The 15,873-nt window shown below is 36.1% G+C and carries 16 protein-coding genes and 2 pseudogenes; 17 read left to right on the plus strand and 1 reads right to left on the minus strand.

The window, feature by feature from the left end; genetic code table 11:
* Positions 1-41: 41 nt before the first annotated feature.
* The 3 genes and pseudogenes from ACTWQM_RS09485 to ACTWQM_RS09495 all read left to right on the plus strand — a co-directional run.
* A pseudogene (locus ACTWQM_RS09485) lies at positions 42-1,808 on the plus strand (vitamin B12-dependent ribonucleotide reductase); the annotation flags it as partial.
* A gap of 651 nt (positions 1,809-2,459) precedes the next feature.
* Complete coding sequence (gene mntR, locus ACTWQM_RS09490; RefSeq protein WP_443257939.1) at positions 2,460-2,879, plus strand: transcriptional regulator MntR; 420 nt, start codon at positions 2,460-2,462, stop codon at positions 2,877-2,879.
* 83 nt (positions 2,880-2,962) lie between these two features.
* Positions 2,963-3,852, plus strand: a pseudogene (locus ACTWQM_RS09495) (patatin-like phospholipase family protein).
* Between the two features lie 755 nt (positions 3,853-4,607).
* Here ACTWQM_RS09495 and ACTWQM_RS09500 read toward each other — a convergent pair.
* A complete protein-coding gene (locus ACTWQM_RS09500; RefSeq protein ID WP_443257940.1) occupies positions 4,608-4,982 on the minus strand; it encodes an SA1362 family protein in 375 nt (124 codons plus the stop codon).
* Positions 4,983-5,268: 286 nt separating this feature from the next.
* Between ACTWQM_RS09500 and ACTWQM_RS09505 the strand changes: the two genes are divergently transcribed.
* The 14 genes from ACTWQM_RS09505 (at position 5,269) to accC (ending at position 15,867) form a co-directional block, all read left to right on the plus strand.
* Entirely contained in the window at positions 5,269-5,784 is a 516-nt protein-coding gene (locus ACTWQM_RS09505; protein WP_443257941.1) for a YqhR family membrane protein, read from the plus strand.
* Between the two features lie 90 nt (positions 5,785-5,874).
* Positions 5,875-6,303, plus strand: coding sequence for a type II 3-dehydroquinate dehydratase (aroQ, locus tag ACTWQM_RS09510; protein WP_443258108.1), 429 nt, complete (start codon positions 5,875-5,877; stop codon positions 6,301-6,303).
* 18 nt (positions 6,304-6,321) lie between these two features.
* A complete protein-coding gene (locus ACTWQM_RS09515; protein ID WP_443257942.1) occupies positions 6,322-7,383 on the plus strand; it encodes a M24 family metallopeptidase in 1,062 nt (353 codons plus the stop codon).
* A 19-nt stretch (positions 7,384-7,402) separates the two neighbouring features.
* Positions 7,403-7,960 carry an elongation factor P gene (gene efp / locus ACTWQM_RS09520; RefSeq protein WP_443257943.1) on the plus strand — a complete coding sequence of 186 codons (558 nt, stop codon included), beginning with the start codon at positions 7,403-7,405 and terminating at the stop codon, positions 7,958-7,960.
* Positions 7,961-8,624: 664 nt separating this feature from the next.
* Positions 8,625-9,602 carry a stage III sporulation protein AA gene (spoIIIAA, locus tag ACTWQM_RS09525; RefSeq protein WP_443257944.1) on the plus strand — a complete coding sequence of 326 codons (978 nt, stop codon included), beginning with the start codon at positions 8,625-8,627 and terminating at the stop codon, positions 9,600-9,602.
* Positions 9,547-10,062, plus strand: a complete 516-nt coding sequence (spoIIIAB, locus tag ACTWQM_RS09530) for a stage III sporulation protein SpoIIIAB (RefSeq protein WP_443257945.1) — start codon at positions 9,547-9,549, stop codon at positions 10,060-10,062. Before spoIIIAA ends, spoIIIAB begins: the two co-directional genes overlap by 56 nt.
* An 18-nt stretch (positions 10,063-10,080) precedes the next feature.
* The gene (gene spoIIIAC, locus ACTWQM_RS09535) at positions 10,081-10,287 is read left to right on the plus strand and encodes a stage III sporulation protein AC (protein ID WP_092492599.1); all 207 of its coding nucleotides are present in this window, start codon (positions 10,081-10,083) and stop codon (positions 10,285-10,287) included.
* Positions 10,288-10,292: 5 nt separating this feature from the next.
* Positions 10,293-10,685 carry a stage III sporulation protein AD gene (gene spoIIIAD / locus ACTWQM_RS09540; RefSeq protein WP_443257946.1) on the plus strand — a complete coding sequence of 131 codons (393 nt, stop codon included), beginning with the start codon at positions 10,293-10,295 and terminating at the stop codon, positions 10,683-10,685.
* 36 nt (positions 10,686-10,721) lie between these two features.
* Entirely contained in the window at positions 10,722-11,897 is a 1,176-nt protein-coding gene (gene spoIIIAE / locus ACTWQM_RS09545; RefSeq protein WP_443257947.1) for a stage III sporulation protein AE, read from the plus strand.
* 11 nt (positions 11,898-11,908) lie between these two features.
* Complete coding sequence (gene spoIIIAF, locus ACTWQM_RS09550; RefSeq protein WP_443257948.1) at positions 11,909-12,538, plus strand: stage III sporulation protein AF; 630 nt, start codon at positions 11,909-11,911, stop codon at positions 12,536-12,538.
* Positions 12,535-13,170, plus strand: coding sequence for a stage III sporulation protein AG (gene spoIIIAG / locus ACTWQM_RS09555; protein ID WP_443257949.1), 636 nt, complete (start codon positions 12,535-12,537; stop codon positions 13,168-13,170). Before spoIIIAF ends, spoIIIAG begins: the two co-directional genes overlap by 4 nt.
* A gap of 12 nt (positions 13,171-13,182) precedes the next feature.
* The gene (locus ACTWQM_RS09560; protein WP_443257950.1) at positions 13,183-13,746 is read left to right on the plus strand and encodes a SpoIIIAH-like family protein; all 564 of its coding nucleotides are present in this window, start codon (positions 13,183-13,185) and stop codon (positions 13,744-13,746) included.
* A 242-nt stretch (positions 13,747-13,988) separates the two neighbouring features.
* Positions 13,989-14,495: an acetyl-CoA carboxylase biotin carboxyl carrier protein gene (accB, locus tag ACTWQM_RS09565; RefSeq protein WP_443257951.1), complete on the plus strand. Its 507-nt coding sequence runs from the start codon at positions 13,989-13,991 to the stop codon at positions 14,493-14,495.
* A gap of 13 nt (positions 14,496-14,508) precedes the next feature.
* Positions 14,509-15,867, plus strand: a complete 1,359-nt coding sequence (gene accC / locus ACTWQM_RS09570; RefSeq protein WP_443257952.1) for an acetyl-CoA carboxylase biotin carboxylase subunit — start codon at positions 14,509-14,511, stop codon at positions 15,865-15,867.
* The last annotated feature ends 6 nt before the right edge of the window (positions 15,868-15,873 follow it).

Genomic DNA, 15,873 nt, shown 5'->3' on the forward strand with positions numbered 1-15,873 from the left:
TAACTTAGAGAGTTGGTTTAACGAATCAACGTAACAAATTGGCTCAAATGATTATGTTGGTAGATTCTCACCCTGATATTATTGAATTTATTATCTCGAAAATGCAGAATCCGAGAATTCTTCGCTATCTGATCGAAAATACCGAAGATGAACAAATTAAGCGTCTGGCACAGGAAAAACTGCAGTTCACTCCATTGACGGAGACAGAAGTAGATTTGTATCAAGGTATATTGAACTATAATACAATGCCAGGACAAGGTGGCTTTACAGATGCTTCTATCCGTGAAGCGGAAGAAAAGTTAGTAACTGGGGGAACCTATTCTGTCCATAACCCAGAGTTCTTAACAGGAGCGAACATTTCTGTCTGTATAACCAAGGAATTAATGGATGCAGTTGAAGTTGATGATACGTATGATTTGCGTTTTCCTGATGTTGAAAATTATACAAAAGAAGAAATGAAGGCATATAACGAGAACTGGGACAAAGTTGGCGATGTTCGAAAATGGGAAGAAATGGGCTATGGTGTACGTGTTTATCGTCGAGTAAAAGCTAAAGAACTCTGGAATCTGATTAATATTTGTGCAACATACTCAGCAGAACCAGGAATATTCTACATTGATAATGCTAATGAAATGACAAATGCAAAAGCGTATGGTGACCAAGTAGTAGCAACAAATCCATGTGGGGAACAACCACTTGCGCCATATTCTGTTTGTAATCTTGCGGCAGTTAATTTGGCAGAAATGGCTAACAAAGATACGAGCACTGTAGACTTTGAAAAATTGAAACAAACCGTTAAAACCGGAGTGCGTATGCAGGATAATGTAATCGATGCAACACCATACTTTTTAGAGGAAAATAAAAAGCAAGCACTTGGCGAGCGTAGAGTTGGGCTAGGTGTTATGGGGATGCATGACCTTCTGATCTATTGCGAAACAGAGTATGGATCATCTGAAGGCAATGAGTTGGTTGACCAAGTTTTCGAGGCTATTGCAACTACTGCATATCGAGAATCAATTGAGATAGCTAAAGAAAAAGGGAGTTTTCCATTCCTTATTGGGAAAACGGATGAAGAAACAAAATTGCTGCGTGAAGCATTTATTAATACCGGTTATATGAAGAAAATGCCTGAAGATATTAAAAAAGGCATTCTTGAAAATGGTATTCGCAATTCACATCTTCTGACTGTGGCTCCAACTGGTTCCACAGGCACGATGGTCGGTGTGAGTACGGGATTAGAACCATATTTTTCCTTTTCTTACTATAGAAGTGGTAGGTTAGGGAAGTTTATTGAAGTTAAGGCCGAAATTGTACAAGAATACTTGGATAGGAACCCTGACCAAGATTCAGAAAACCTGCCTAAATTCTTTGTAACAGCGATGGACCTAGCACCAGAAGCGCATGCGGATACTCAGTGTGTTATCCAGCGTTGGGTTGATAGCTCGATTTCCAAAACAGTGAACGCACCAAAAGGGTATACCGTTGATCAAGTAGAAAATGTATACCACAGACTCTACAACGGTGGCGCTAAAGGTGGGACTGTTTATGTAGATGGTAGTCGGGATTCGCAGGTTCTGACACTTAAAGCTGAAGAGAGCTCAGAAGGTGAACAGACTGAACTATTCCAGGAAACTGAAAAGCCTAAAGTTGTGCTGATGGATACTATACAGGAATTAGATAAAACTAACGTTATGATTGGCTCCGAAGTTGGTGATACTTGTCCTGTGTGCCGGGAAGGCAGCGTAGAAGATATTGGTGGTTGTAATACATGTACAAGCTGTGGAGCTCAGCTTAAATGTGGTTTATAAATTGTTTAAGAGAAGAATCAACTATAAGTTGGTTCTTCTCTTTTGATTTGGCAGTTAAGTTTGTCTAACTTTCGGACTTAGAGGTAAATTGCAACAAAATGAGGAAAAACACATGAACACTATACACAGCTACGGGAATACAACTAGCTTTCACCACTCCGGGAACAAAGGTAACATCTGCCCAAGCTGATGTTTCACAGTATCTTCTCAGGCGCTGGCATTTACTCAGTTTTCCTGGAAGCAAAAACAGTTTCAACAAACAGGAAGCTCTAGCACCGGCGTTGGTAACAGGACTTGCGCGACAAGAGGCCAAATTCGCGCGTCAAGGCAGAAACTCGCACAACAACGCGTAAGAGTCTTTTGCCGGGCCGGTGATCCATAGGAGTCTCGACTTCACTGTGTCACAGCTTATAGATTTTTGCCAGTTATGAGATTAAAAATAATTTCATAACTGCGTAAATGCAACTATGATATTCACCAATAAGGTCGGTTAATATCAGTTTTCTATTCAATAACAACAATCTTGTAAGAAACAGCTTTTCATTTTGGTACCTAATAGAATACTTGTTTAATTCGTGGATATCTTGTATTATTTTTATAGAAACATTGTTGCACATACTAAAAATTTATTCTTTGAAATGAGTTGATTTTATGCCGACACCGAGTATGGAAGATTACATTGAACAGATTTACAATTTAATTGAAACAAAGGGGTATGCACGCGTATCCGATATTGCAGAAGCTTTGATGGTTCATCCGTCATCAGTGACCAAAATGGTACAAAAGCTTGATAAAGATGAATATTTAAATTATGAGAAATATAGAGGATTTATCTTAACATCGAAGGGAAAGAAAATCGGTGAGCGATTAGTGTTTCGTCATGAATTACTAGAGGACTTTCTTGAAATTATTGGTGTAGATACTGACAAGATATATGAAGATGTTGAAGGTATAGAACATCATCTAAGCTGGAATTCAATCGACCGTATTGGTGACTTAGTACAATACTTTAAAGCAGATAAAAATCGTATTGACGACTTGAAGCAGCTAAAAGTAAGCGATGAGCGTTAGCTAAAGTTACAAATGTATATGAGTTCTAATTTTACCTGTATTCTTCTAGTATATAATAGAGGTTTTTTTAAAGGGGAGAACTCATGAAAATTGATGGTGTGTTTTCTGGCGGTGGAGTGAAGGCATTTGCACTTATTGGTGCACTTAAAAGTATTGAAGCAAAAGGTTTATCATTTGAACGATTAGCTGGAACATCTGCAGGAGCGATAATATCCACCTTGATTGCAGCCGGGTATAACATTAATCAAATTGAAAGATTAATACAGGACCTAAATGTGCAAAAACTTATGGATGCACCAAAGTGGACTACTTTAATTCCATATTCAAAATGGTTTTTTTTATATTTCCAAATGGGGATATATAAAGGAGATAAGCTGGAGAACTGGTTATATAGAAGGTTAGCTGATAAGAATGTGTATACGTTTAAAGATTTGAAACCTGGCTATCTTAAAGTTGTGGTTAGTGATATCTCACTTGGGAAATTGGTTGTTATACCAGATGATTTAGAACGTATTTATGGAATTGACCCTAACTATTTTTCTGTTGCAAAGGCTGTCTGAATGAGTGCAGGGTTTCCTTATTTTTTTATGCCGAAAAAAATACCAGGTAAATCAAAACAAAAGAGCCTAATTGTTGACGGAGGCCTTTTAAGTAACTTTCCATTATGGATTTTTGAAAATGAAAATAGCCGAAATAAACGGCCAATCTAGGTGTGAAATTGAACGGCTATCCTGAACAGCAGTCCCCTCGTAAAATAAGTAATGCACTTGATATGTTTCACGCTTTATTTTCAACGATGATCCAGGCACATGATGCACGTTATATTTCTAAATCTCAAATAAATAATATAATATTTATCCCGGTTGAGAATGTTGAATCAACGAATTTTAATGTTAGTGAATTAACGAAAGAACAATTAATTAAAATGGGTAAAGAAAGGGCTGATCAATTCTTAAAATATTGGCCAAAATAAAAACCGAGCTATCTAAAAAGTAACGGGTTCACTTCAGAGGTGCAAACATTAAAAACGCATCATAAAACACACGGATTTTCACAAGGAAAATCTCGTGTGTTTTCTAATTGCTATATCAATGTTTGAAAGAGTTTTGAACGTCTATTCACAGAATAATTCACTACTTAATTCACAAGAGTGAAATATTTATTGTAGTGTATGCGATTTTATTGTGATTGCAATATTTAGTAAATTCATTTAAGGGAGTATAGGTAATTATGTTAAAATAAATATAGATATTTTGAACAATTACACTAACGACACAGTTTAGTGTAGTAAGGGTTCTTCTTGCACGAACAGTTTTGGAGGGGATATTTATTAAAATTTTTTCTTATTTATTAACCGTCTTAGGTGGTATTTCTACTGTATTTGGCTTATTTCCTGTATTTTTTTTATATCCTTATAAGTTCAGTCAAACAACGGATTATTTAACATTTATATTTTTTGAAACTGAAGATAGATGGTTTTGGCAAATTGGGATTATCATATTAGTTGTAGGAATAATTTTACTTTATAAAAACAAAAGAGAAAAACGTGATAAGTGAATGTTTTAAAGTAACCGGTGCTTTAGTTTAACAACAGATATTAGAAAGAAAAATGGCTTGGATATTTTTCCAAGCCATTTTTACTGTGAATTTAATAGTGAAAGTAATGTGATTATAGATGAGATTTAACTTGTGAATCGTTGCTTTGCACCTCACAAGTGAACCCGTTATCTAAAAAGTAGCTCGGTTTTTTCTTTTTGATTTATTACCGTCAATCACTCGTAAATGAGATGCACGTTTGTTTAGCTTCTTTTTCATTTGAATTGGCTGTGGACGTTTAGAAGTAGGACGTGGTTTTTCATTCTGGCTTGAGTACTTTGATTTTGATTGTTTCACTGCTTGCTTATATTTCTTATTATCGTGGGAAGGGCTTCGTTTTTTCAGAAAGACAAAATAGATTACCGCAAAAACTGCTACACCAAATCCAAGCATCATCAGCAAGTTAGTAAGGAAGGAAGCTGTATTTGTAAATAACTGTGCAATCACACCAACAACAGCCAAGCCTATTATTATATAAACAAACACGGAGAATTTTTTGCGAACCATCTGCACGACCTCCTTTCGAATATTACGTTACTGACCTATACCACTATCCTCTGTATTTATATCATCATTTACAAAAATGTTTTACTACTTTAAATTCTTTCCGTTAATGCTCAAAATATTCAATACTGTATTCTTTTTCTTTTTAATACTTGCATTCCATTTTAAATTGTTGTATTAATCCTATTTTACTAGAAAATATTTAATTTAACTACATAAAAGTAAATGTATTAGAATGAGGTGATTGGTTTTATGGCAATTGGTAACAATACAAATGGAGGTGTTTGTATTGGAAGAGGATAAAAAATTAGAGCAAAATAAGCAGGAACAGCCAATGTCTCTTCTGTCCAGATCTTTAATTACAGGATTTGTTGGTGGATTATTAGCAGGGTTCTTTGGGATAGTTATTTATTATTTTAATTTCTCCGAAGTTTCACCTAAAAGTTATTTAATACGCTCGTGGGTAACTGCTGATTGGACAGATGGCTGGCTTGGTAATGTTTTATCCATTGTCATGGTGGGTGTTCTTTCACTGCTAACCGCGTTTATTTATTATGGGGTATTTAAGAAAATAACCTCACTTTGGATGGGGGTTGGATATGGAATTATACTGTGGGGAATTGTCTTTTATATTGTACAGCCAATATTCCCGAACATACCTGATTTAATGGAGCTGAACAGATATACAATTGTTTCTACATTATGCCTTTTTATATTATATGGAACTTTTATTGGATATTCCATCTCATATGATTATGCTGATACAATAAGAAAGGAAGAAGAAATAAAAGAAAAGCAAAATTAATCTGGACTGTTACCATTATTCAAACGTTTTAGTTTATGATAAACTAAAAAGTGCGTAAATTAAATGAATTATAAGGGAATGAACAAACTGATGAATCGTCTGTTGCTATTAAACGGACCTAATATTAATTTGTTAGGAAAACGGGAAAAAGAAGTTTATGGGGAATTTACGTTACAGGACATTGAGACAGAGGTAGCAGAATTAGCAGAGAATCATAGGTACGATCTGGATTGCTTTCAGTCAAACCATGAAGGGGAATTGATTGATCGTCTGCATCAGGCTAACGGGAAATATAGTGGAATAATTTTCAACCCAGCTGCGTACACCCATACAAGTATTGCCCTGCGTGATGCTATTATGGCAATTGAAACTCCTGTAATTGAGGTTCACATTTCAAATGTACATAAACGTGAGACTTTTCGACACCAGTCAATGCTTGCTTCAGCATGTTATGGACAAATAGTAGGCTTTGGAATGAAAAGTTACCGCTTGGCAGTACTAGCGTTTATGGAAAAATAAATAGAAAGGAATGGTACGATGGAGAAATTGGATAAACTACGGAAGGCTTTACAGGAAAATAATCTTGACGCCATATTAATTACTAGTCCAATCAACAGGACTTATATAACAGGATTTACTGGAACAGCAGGTGCAGTGATAGTAAGCAGAGACGAAGCACGCTTTATTACAGATTTTCGTTACATAGAACAAGCTAACGAGCAGGCTTTAGGTTTTTCCGTAATAGAACATAAAAAGTCAATTCATGAAGAAATTAATAGTCAATTGAATCAAATAAATGTTAAACGTGTTGGTTTTGAAAAAGATCATGTAACTTTTTCTACTCATGAGATTTATAAAAAAGAATTTGACGTGGAGTTAATACCAGTTAGCGGATTAATAGAAGAGCTTCGTTTGATTAAAACAGACGAGGAACTAACCATCTTAAAGCAGGCTGCTAAGATTGCCGATGACGCATATGAACATATTCAGCGTTATATTAAGCCTGGTGTGAAAGAAATAGATATATCAAATGAACTAGAATTTTTTATGAGAAAACAAGGAGCAGCATCATCCAGTTTTGATATAATTGTGGCATCGGGGTATCGTGCTGCACTACCTCATGGAGTAGCTTCACAAAAAAAGATTGAATCAGGTGAGCTTGTCACACTGGATTACGGTGCACTTTTTAATGGTTATTGCTCAGATACTACCAGAACTGTTGCTGTTGGAGAAATTAATCATGAGCTGAAAACGATTTACAACACAGTTCTGGAAGCGCAGTTACTTGGGGTTAAAGGTGTGAAGCCAGGAATAACTGGCAAAGAAGCAGATGCACTTACTAGAGATTATATTAAAGAAAAAGGTTATGGCGAATATTTCGGGCATTCAACCGGTCATGGGCTTGGTATGGAGGTTCATGAAGGACCAGGTCTATCATTCAGATCAGATAAGATATTAGAGCCTGGAATGGTTGTAACTGTTGAACCAGGAATTTATGTGCCAAATGTTGGTGGATGCCGTATTGAGGATGATATTGTTATTACAGAGAATGGAAGTGAACGACTAACACATTCATCTAAGGAATTAATTCATCTATAGGACAGAGGAGGAATTAGAGATGATTTCAGTAAATGATTTTAAGACAGGATTGACGATTGAGGTTGATAATGATATTTGGCAGGTTATGGACTTTCAGCATGTAAAACCAGGAAAAGGTGCAGCGTTTGTCCGTTCGAAATTACGTAACTTACGGACTGGGAATATCCAAGAAAAAACATTTCGCGGCGGGGAAAAAGTAAATAAGGCACACATCGAACAGAGGAAAATGCAGTATTTATATGCGTCCGGTGATAGTCATGCATTCATGGATACAAACACATATGACCAGTTGGAGTTACAAACCAGCCAGTTAAAAGATCAACTGCCTTATATAAAAGAAAATATGGAAGTATCTATCATCACTTATGAAGGCGAAGTAATTGGTGTAGAACTTCCAAATAATGTGGAGCTGGCCGTAACAGAAACAGAGCCAGGTATAAAAGGTGACACTGCTAGTGGTGGTACAAAACCTGCTACATTAGAAACTGGCCTAATTGTGCAAGTTCCATTTTTCATTAATCAAGGAGAAGTATTAGTTATTAATACATCCGACGGTAAATATGTCTCAAGAGCCTAGAAAAAGATAAGTTGAGAAGGACGGTCCTATAAAATAGGATCGTTCTTTTTTTATTGTATAGGAAATTATAAAATTTAAGTACTGTGGATAACTGGACTTCCAAACCAGCGACATCCAGCTCCGACGTACAGGACGTACTAGTGCCTAGTGGACTTCCCTCCCCGTGTCTACGATAAAGAAATAAAGGATGTTCGACTAAAACCACCACATCCTGGCAACGTCTAACTACCCCACGTCCTGTGGGGCAGCTTACGCTCTTCGTGTATCCTTTATCTCAAGTAAAAGGAAGATCGACTAATACCGCAGCTTTGCGCGGCAACGTCGACCTACCCGCAGCGCTGAGCACAGTCCATACTACTGAACAGGAGCTTGCGCTTTTGTTCTGGCATTTAAGAAAGCCAGAATACTTTCTTATTGATCAGGACACGTGCTATTCCCGCAGGAGCATAGTGTGTTTCGGGACCGGCATAATAGCACTCATGTATTTTTTTACTTTACGTCGCAGTCTATATATTTTGTGTTAATCATAACAATCATTTAGAAAAAGCCCTCATAAAATAACTGTAAGCCTAAACTAAGTTTTCTAAAGGCTTTTCCTTAGTCATAATCTGTCCTTAAAAACATATATCTATTAAAAAGATACTATAAAAAATGGGGACATGTTATGGAAGAGATATTACGCTTATTTCCAGAAGGCATTAGACAAGCTGTACACTACAGAATTAAAGATCGCTGGAAGACTATGCAAGAAATTCGTTTTCGCCTAAATCAACCGGTCGAACTGATTTTTGATGATCATACTGAGTGGATTGAGACAATAAAACCTGATCGTAAAGAAAGTATTTTTGTGCTTAATCAGCTAAGTGAATTCTCATTGTACCGAATGGAAGATGAATTACGTGAGGGTTATGTCACTATTGAAGGTGGCCATCGTGTTGGATTATCAGGCAAGGTAAACACATTACATGGTGCGGTTAAAGCCATTCAGCATATAGCATTTTTTAATATACGTATAGCTAAGCAGAAAATAGGGTGTGCTTTACCGATTATTCCATACCTGTACACAGATAATTATCAAAACACACTTTTTATCGGTGCCCCACAGACAGGAAAAACAACGTTAATACGTGATGTTGCACGTTTAATTAGTACAGGATGGCGTGATGTGACAGCACAAAAAGTAGGGATAATAGATGAGCGATCAGAGATAGGCGGATCTAAAAAGGGGATACCACAGCATAACTTAGGGTTAAGAACTGATGTAATGGACGCATGCCCAAAAGCAGAAGGTATGATGATGATGATTCGATCCATGTCACCTGAAGTACTTATAGTAGATGAAATTGGCAGCGAAAATGATGTACAAGCACTAATGGAAGCAATTAATACTGGTGTAACGGTTATTTGTACCATACACGGAAGAACCCTTGAAGAGTTAAAAAAACGTCCATCATTAAAGCCACTGTTTGACTATAATGTCTTTCAACGAATTGTCTTGTTAGATAGACAAAACCATCCTGGAAATATTCATCGTATATTTAATCAAAAAGAAGAAAATATTTTGCAGAAAACGGGGTGCTTTAAAAATGAAGTGGATTGGAGCGCTTCTTTTCATAGGCACAACAACATTAATAGGGTTTGAGTTTAGTAGAAAATTAAATGCAAGACCGAAGCATATCAGACAGTTGAAAAATGCACTTCAGATTTTAGAGGCAGAAATTTTATATAGTCAGTTAACCTTACAAGATGCTTTTCAGACCATTGCAAAGCAAATTCCTGAACCAGCAAGATCATTTTTCGACGGATTAAGTAGTTCACTAGTTAATGAAACAGGTGTTGATTTATTTAATGTTTGGGAACACCAAGTGAACAAATTACTGAAAGATTCAGCTCTTGGAACAAATGAGGAAGAAATTCTGAAGCAATTCGGACGAACACTTGGACAGCATGATTTCGAACAACAGCAAAAGAATATCCACTTAACAATTAAACACCTGGACCGAGAGTTGGAAGAAGCAAGAGACAATCAATATAAATACAGTAAAATGGCAAAAAGTTTAGGGTTATTGTGTGGATTATTCATTGTATTATTGCTCATTTAGAGGGAAGGGAGTACACCCATGGCTGTTGATGCATCAATCTTATTTCAAATTGCAGGTATTGGAATTATCGTAGCTATCATTCATACCATTTTAAAACAAATGGGCAAAGAGGACATTGCACACTTTGCAACAGTTGTCGGATTTGTAATTGTATTGGTAATTGTTGTTAATCAGCTTTCAGATCTATTTCAGCAGATAAAATCTGTATTCCTTTTCCAGGGGTAAGGTAAATGGACATTATACAAATTGTCGTTCTAGGAATTGTTGCAAGCATTCTATATATTGTATTGAAAGATATCAATTCTTCTTTTGCATTTTTCGTGATTGTTATTACCGGTGTCCTGATATTTCTGGCTATCATCAAACAAATCAGCGTTATTTTCCAATTAATTGAGTCTTTAGGGAATAAGGCAAATATTGATGGTATGTATATGAGGACCATTTTAAAAATAATTGGAATAGCTTATATCGCTGAAATTGGAGCAAGTTTAACGAAAGATGCCGGCCTTAGCTCAGTAGCAGCCAAAATTGAACTTGCTGGAAAGATATTCATACTGCTATTAGCGATACCAATAATAACTGCTGTCATCGAAGCTATATTAAGCTTTATACCTTCAGCTTAGAACGGACAGGAAACCTGAAAGGAGTACGTATGCTGAATGGTACAAAAGAAGTGGGTTATCGTTGTTCTTCTGATACTGCAAATACTCTTGATTGGACAACAAGCTGTTTCTGCTGAGCCAAAATCAAATAACGTTCAAGACAAAATGCTGAACGATATTTCACTAGATGGCATGCAATCTTTTTGGCATACCTTAGTTGATGATTATGGAGGCTATTTGCCGGAGCTTGAGAAAACAAGCATCGCCGAATTCATTAAGGATAACGGCTCATTTTCAATTAAAAATACGTTATGGGGTTTTGTCGAGTATTTTCTTCATGAGCTCATTATGAATGGAAAGCTACTTGGACTTTTACTGATGCTTACATTATTTTCAATGGTTTTGCAGACCATGCATGCTGCTTTTGAAGAGAGTACCGTTAGTAGAGTTGCATATTTCGTAGTCTACATTGTATTAATTTTTTTGGCATTGAATAGTTTTTACTTGGCGGTATCTTATGCTAAAGGAGCAATTGAAACGATGAGTGGTTTCATGATCGCCTTACTTCCTTTGGTATTAAGTATTATGGCTACGCTTGGAAATGTTATTACTGTCTCGTTTTTTCAGCCTCTTGTAATTTTTCTTATAAATTTTAGCGGTGTGTTAGTTTCAAAGTTTGTTTTACCTTTATTATTTTTATCAGCTCTTTTATTAATTGTTAGCAGCTTAAATGATAACTATAAAGTGACACATTTGGCAAACTTATTTAAAACAGTTGGTTTAGGAGCTTTAGGGGTCTTTTTAACAGTGTTTGTAGGAGTAATGTCAGTCCAGGGGGCATCCAGTGCCATAAGTGACGGGGTAGCAATGAAAACAACTAAATTTGTTACTGGAAACTTTATCCCGGTAGTTGGGAGAACCTTAACTGATGCCGCTGATACTATTTTAAGTGCGTCGTTGCTGCTAAAAAACTCCATTGGAATTGTTGGTGTCTTAATTATTGTTTTAATAGCAGTATTTCCTGCACTGAAGATATTTGCTATAGCATTGATATATAAGCTGGCAGCAGCTATCCTGCAGCCAATTGGAGACGGCCCTGTAATAACAAGCCTTAACACAATAAGTAATTACATTGTATATATTCTAGCCTGTTTGCTAGCGGTAACAATAATGTTTTTTTTGGCTATCGTTATTTTGGTTGCAGCAAGTAATATTACACTTCTCCTACGCTAGGGGGCCAGGAAATGGAAATTCTTACTCAATGGGTTACGCAAATTATAATTTTTCTCTTACTTGCTTCCATAGTTGATTTATTAATTCCAGCAACTTCCATGAAAAAATACATCAAACTAGTTGTTGGATTAATATTAATTTTAATTTTTTTGAAGCCATTATTTTATTTGTTCGACTTTGATGCCCAACAGGCTCTAGAGAGGTCATATTCACAAATTATGAACCAGCAAATAGAGGGAGAACGAGTAGAAAGTTCAATTAAAATGCAAAAAAGTGAAATACTAGAGTCTCAGAATGCATATATTTTAGAACAAACGGTTGTCCAATTAAAAGAACTGGCAAAAAAACCATTACAGGAAGATTATCAGGTAGAAATATCAGATATTAAGTTTCCACAGACTGAACATTCTGCAGAAACGGAGCTTTCAATTGAGAATCTGGATGAAGTTATTGTGTTTTTAGCTGAATCAGATAAGGAGGAGGGATCTGTGAGTGCTGTTGACGATATTGTTATAAGTACGGACAAGCCGGTCACTAATGATAAAAAAGTGGATGTGAATGGAATCAAATTACTATTACAGGATACATGGGAAATAGATACGAAGAAGCTAACGATCTTGTGGAAAGGAGGTACAACTTGAAAAATCAAATTAAAAACTTTTTACAAACAAAAAAGTCAGAATCTGGTGGCAGGCTATCTAAAAAAGCAGGATATATTGTAGTCGTTGGTTTAATTGGACTATTATTACTCATTATTGGAAACATTTTTTCTAGTTCAACAACAGATGATGATCAATCCATTAGCAATGTAGCGAGTGAAGTTGAAAAACCAGCAGAGGAAACTTTTTCAGATAAATCAAAAAGCACCTCAGATGTGGATGATATTGAATCGAGTTATGAAGATAATTTGAAAGAAATGCTTAATAATATTGAAGGTGTTTCAGATGTTGAAGTGATGGTAAATCTTGAATCTACTAAAGTTAAAGTTTATGAAAAAAACTTAATCGCTGGGCAACAATCTACAACTGAAACAGATAAAAGTGGCGGGACAAGAGAAATTGAAGATAACACGAAAGAAACACAAGTTGTATTAGTAAGACAAGGAGACAAAGAAGTCCCGTTACTTATTCGAACAAAAAAGCCTGAAGTAAGAGGAGTTTTTGTTGTCGCGAAGGGGGTAGATCATGCAACGGTAAAAAAGTGGGTAGTTGATTCGGTATCTCGTGTACTCGATGTTCCAACACATAGAGTCTCAGTAATGCCAAAAAATTAGGAGGATTTATTTATGTTAAAAAAACAAACTGTATGGCTTCTAACGATGTTAAGTTTAATGATTGTGTTGAGTGTCTATTATATTACAACCCCGGATAGTGGTGATCTTGCTTATTTACCTGAGGGAGATGATTCATCAGAAGAGGCTTCGTCACCTGATTCAGCTGCAAGTGATGCAAGTGATACCGATGCTGACGTAGATGACATTTCTAATCTGGGACAGGATGAGTTATTTACAACGCTTCGAATGGAAGTTCAGAATGAGCGAAGTGCTGCCAAAGACCGTCTGGATGATATTGTTGCATCAAGCAGTGCAAGTATTCAAGAGAAAAATGAAGCTAGGAATAAAATCAACCAGCTGGAAAGTATATCTTCAAAAGAATTAATTTTGGAAGAATCCATTGTGGCATCAGCTGATTATGAGGATGTTCTGGTTCGACATGATGAGGATAAGGTTCACGTACATGTAAAAGTTGATCAGCTAACCAAAACAGAAGCAGTTAACATTATGCAGATGGTTAAGGATGAATTTGGCGAGATAACAGTAAATGTAGATTTCCAGCCAACTGAAAGCTAAAGGACATCATATAAAACCGGACGAAATTAATCGTCCGGTTTTTCCGTGCAATAAAAGTATTCGCATAAAACAGATAAAATTGATATAATTGTTAAAGTGAAAACGTTTTACATATTAAGAGAAGATTAATAAACATACTGCATTCTATTATGGGTTGAAGTTTCACTTATACTTGTCGTAGAATGTTAAGAGGAGTTATTAGTACCTGTTATTAAAATGGAATAAATGAAGGGGTGCCAGAAATGTTAAAAGTACAGGAAATACGTGAATTAATAAAATTGGTAGACCAATCTACAATTGATGAGTTTAGTTACGAAACAGATGGAACAACTGTTTCAATGAAAAAGTCTAATGAAAACACAGTCGTTAAGTCAAACGTAACTTACGAAGCTCCTGCAGAAAAACCTGCAGAAAAAATTAAAGTAGAAGAACCTAAAGTTAAAGCAGAAGAAAGCCAAGTAAAAACACCAGAAAATGAACCGGCTGAAGAAGAAAGAACAACAGACTTTGATCATGAAATTGTCTCGCCAATGGTAGGTACGTTATATAGCTCTCCCAATCCGGAAAGTGATCCGTATGTAAAGAGTGGATCAAAAGTTGAAAACGATTCTGTTGTTTGTATTGTTGAAGCAATGAAACTATTTAATGAAATTGAAGCAGAAGTTTCAGGTGAGATTGTTGAAATTTTAGTGGAAGATGGCGAATTAGTAGAATATGGTCAGCCACTATTTAGAGTAAAGACTAAATAAGGGGATGTAGCGTGTGATTAAAAAGCTGTTAATTGCAAACAGAGGAGAAATAGCTGTTCGAATAATACGGGCATGTAAAGAAATGGATATTGAAACAGTTGCTGTATTTTCTGAAGCCGATAAAGAGGCATTACATGTTCAATTAGCAGATGAGGCGTATTGTATTGGACCAACTTCAAGTAAAGACAGTTACTTGAATTTTACTAATATCATGAGTGTGGCAACCTTAACCGAGGTTGACGCTATCCATCCTGGCTATGGATTTCTCGCTGAAAATGCTGATTTTGCAGAAATCTGTAAGGCATGCAATATTAAGTTTGTAGGTCCTACAGCTCAAGCAATTCAAAAAATGGGAATAAAAGATGTTGCGAGAGAAACAATGAAAGCTGCTAATGTACCTATTGTGCCTGGGTCTGAAGGGATTATCGAAAACGAAGATGAAGCCATTAAAATTGCAAATGAAATTGGCTATCCTGTAATCATCAAAGCAACAGCTGGTGGTGGAGGAAAAGGTATACGAATTGCTGAATCAGAAGAAGATTTGATTAAAGGAATTCGCGTGACACAAAAAGAAGCCGAAACTGCTTTTGGAAATCCAGGTGTGTACATAGAGAAATTCATAGAGGATTTTCGACATGTAGAAATCCAGGTATTAGCCGACCAGCATGGAAATGTTGTACACTTGGGTGAGCGGGATTGTTCAATTCAACGAAGACTTCAAAAGCTTATCGAAGAAACACCATCCCCGGCAATCACTCCTGAAATCCGAGCTAAAATGGGTGATGCTTCTGTAAAAGCTGCTAAGGCAGTTGATTATGTTGGTGCAGGTACAATTGAATATATTTTCGATCGGACTAGCCAATCATTTTATTTTATGGAAATGAATACAAGAATCCAAGTCGAGCACCCTGTAACAGAAATGGTTACTGGAGTAGATTTGATTAAAGAGCAAATTAGAATTGCAAATAATGAAGAGTTGTCGTTCAAACAAGAAGAAATTGAATTTGATGGATGGGCAATTGAGTGCAGGATTAATGCAGAAAATCCCTTTAAAAACTTTATGCCATCACCTGGAAGAATTGAAATGTACTTACCACCTGGTGGGTTAGGAGTACGAATTGATTCTGCTGCATATCCTGGTTATAGCATTCCTCCATTTTATGACTCGATGATCGCTAAGTTAATAACATATGGTCCCACTCGTCAAGAAGCTATTAGCAGAATGAAGCGCTCTTTGGATGAATTCGTTGTAGAAGGTATAGATACGACAATTCCATTTCATCGTCTTATTATGGAAAACAATGTATTTGTAAAAGGTGACTTTAATACGAAATTCCTTGAGGAAAATCCAATTGTACAAAAGGAAGATTAAAGGAGT

The organism is Virgibacillus sp. L01 (assembly GCF_052246775.1).
Taxonomy (GTDB): domain Bacteria; phylum Bacillota; class Bacilli; order Bacillales; family Amphibacillaceae; genus Lentibacillus.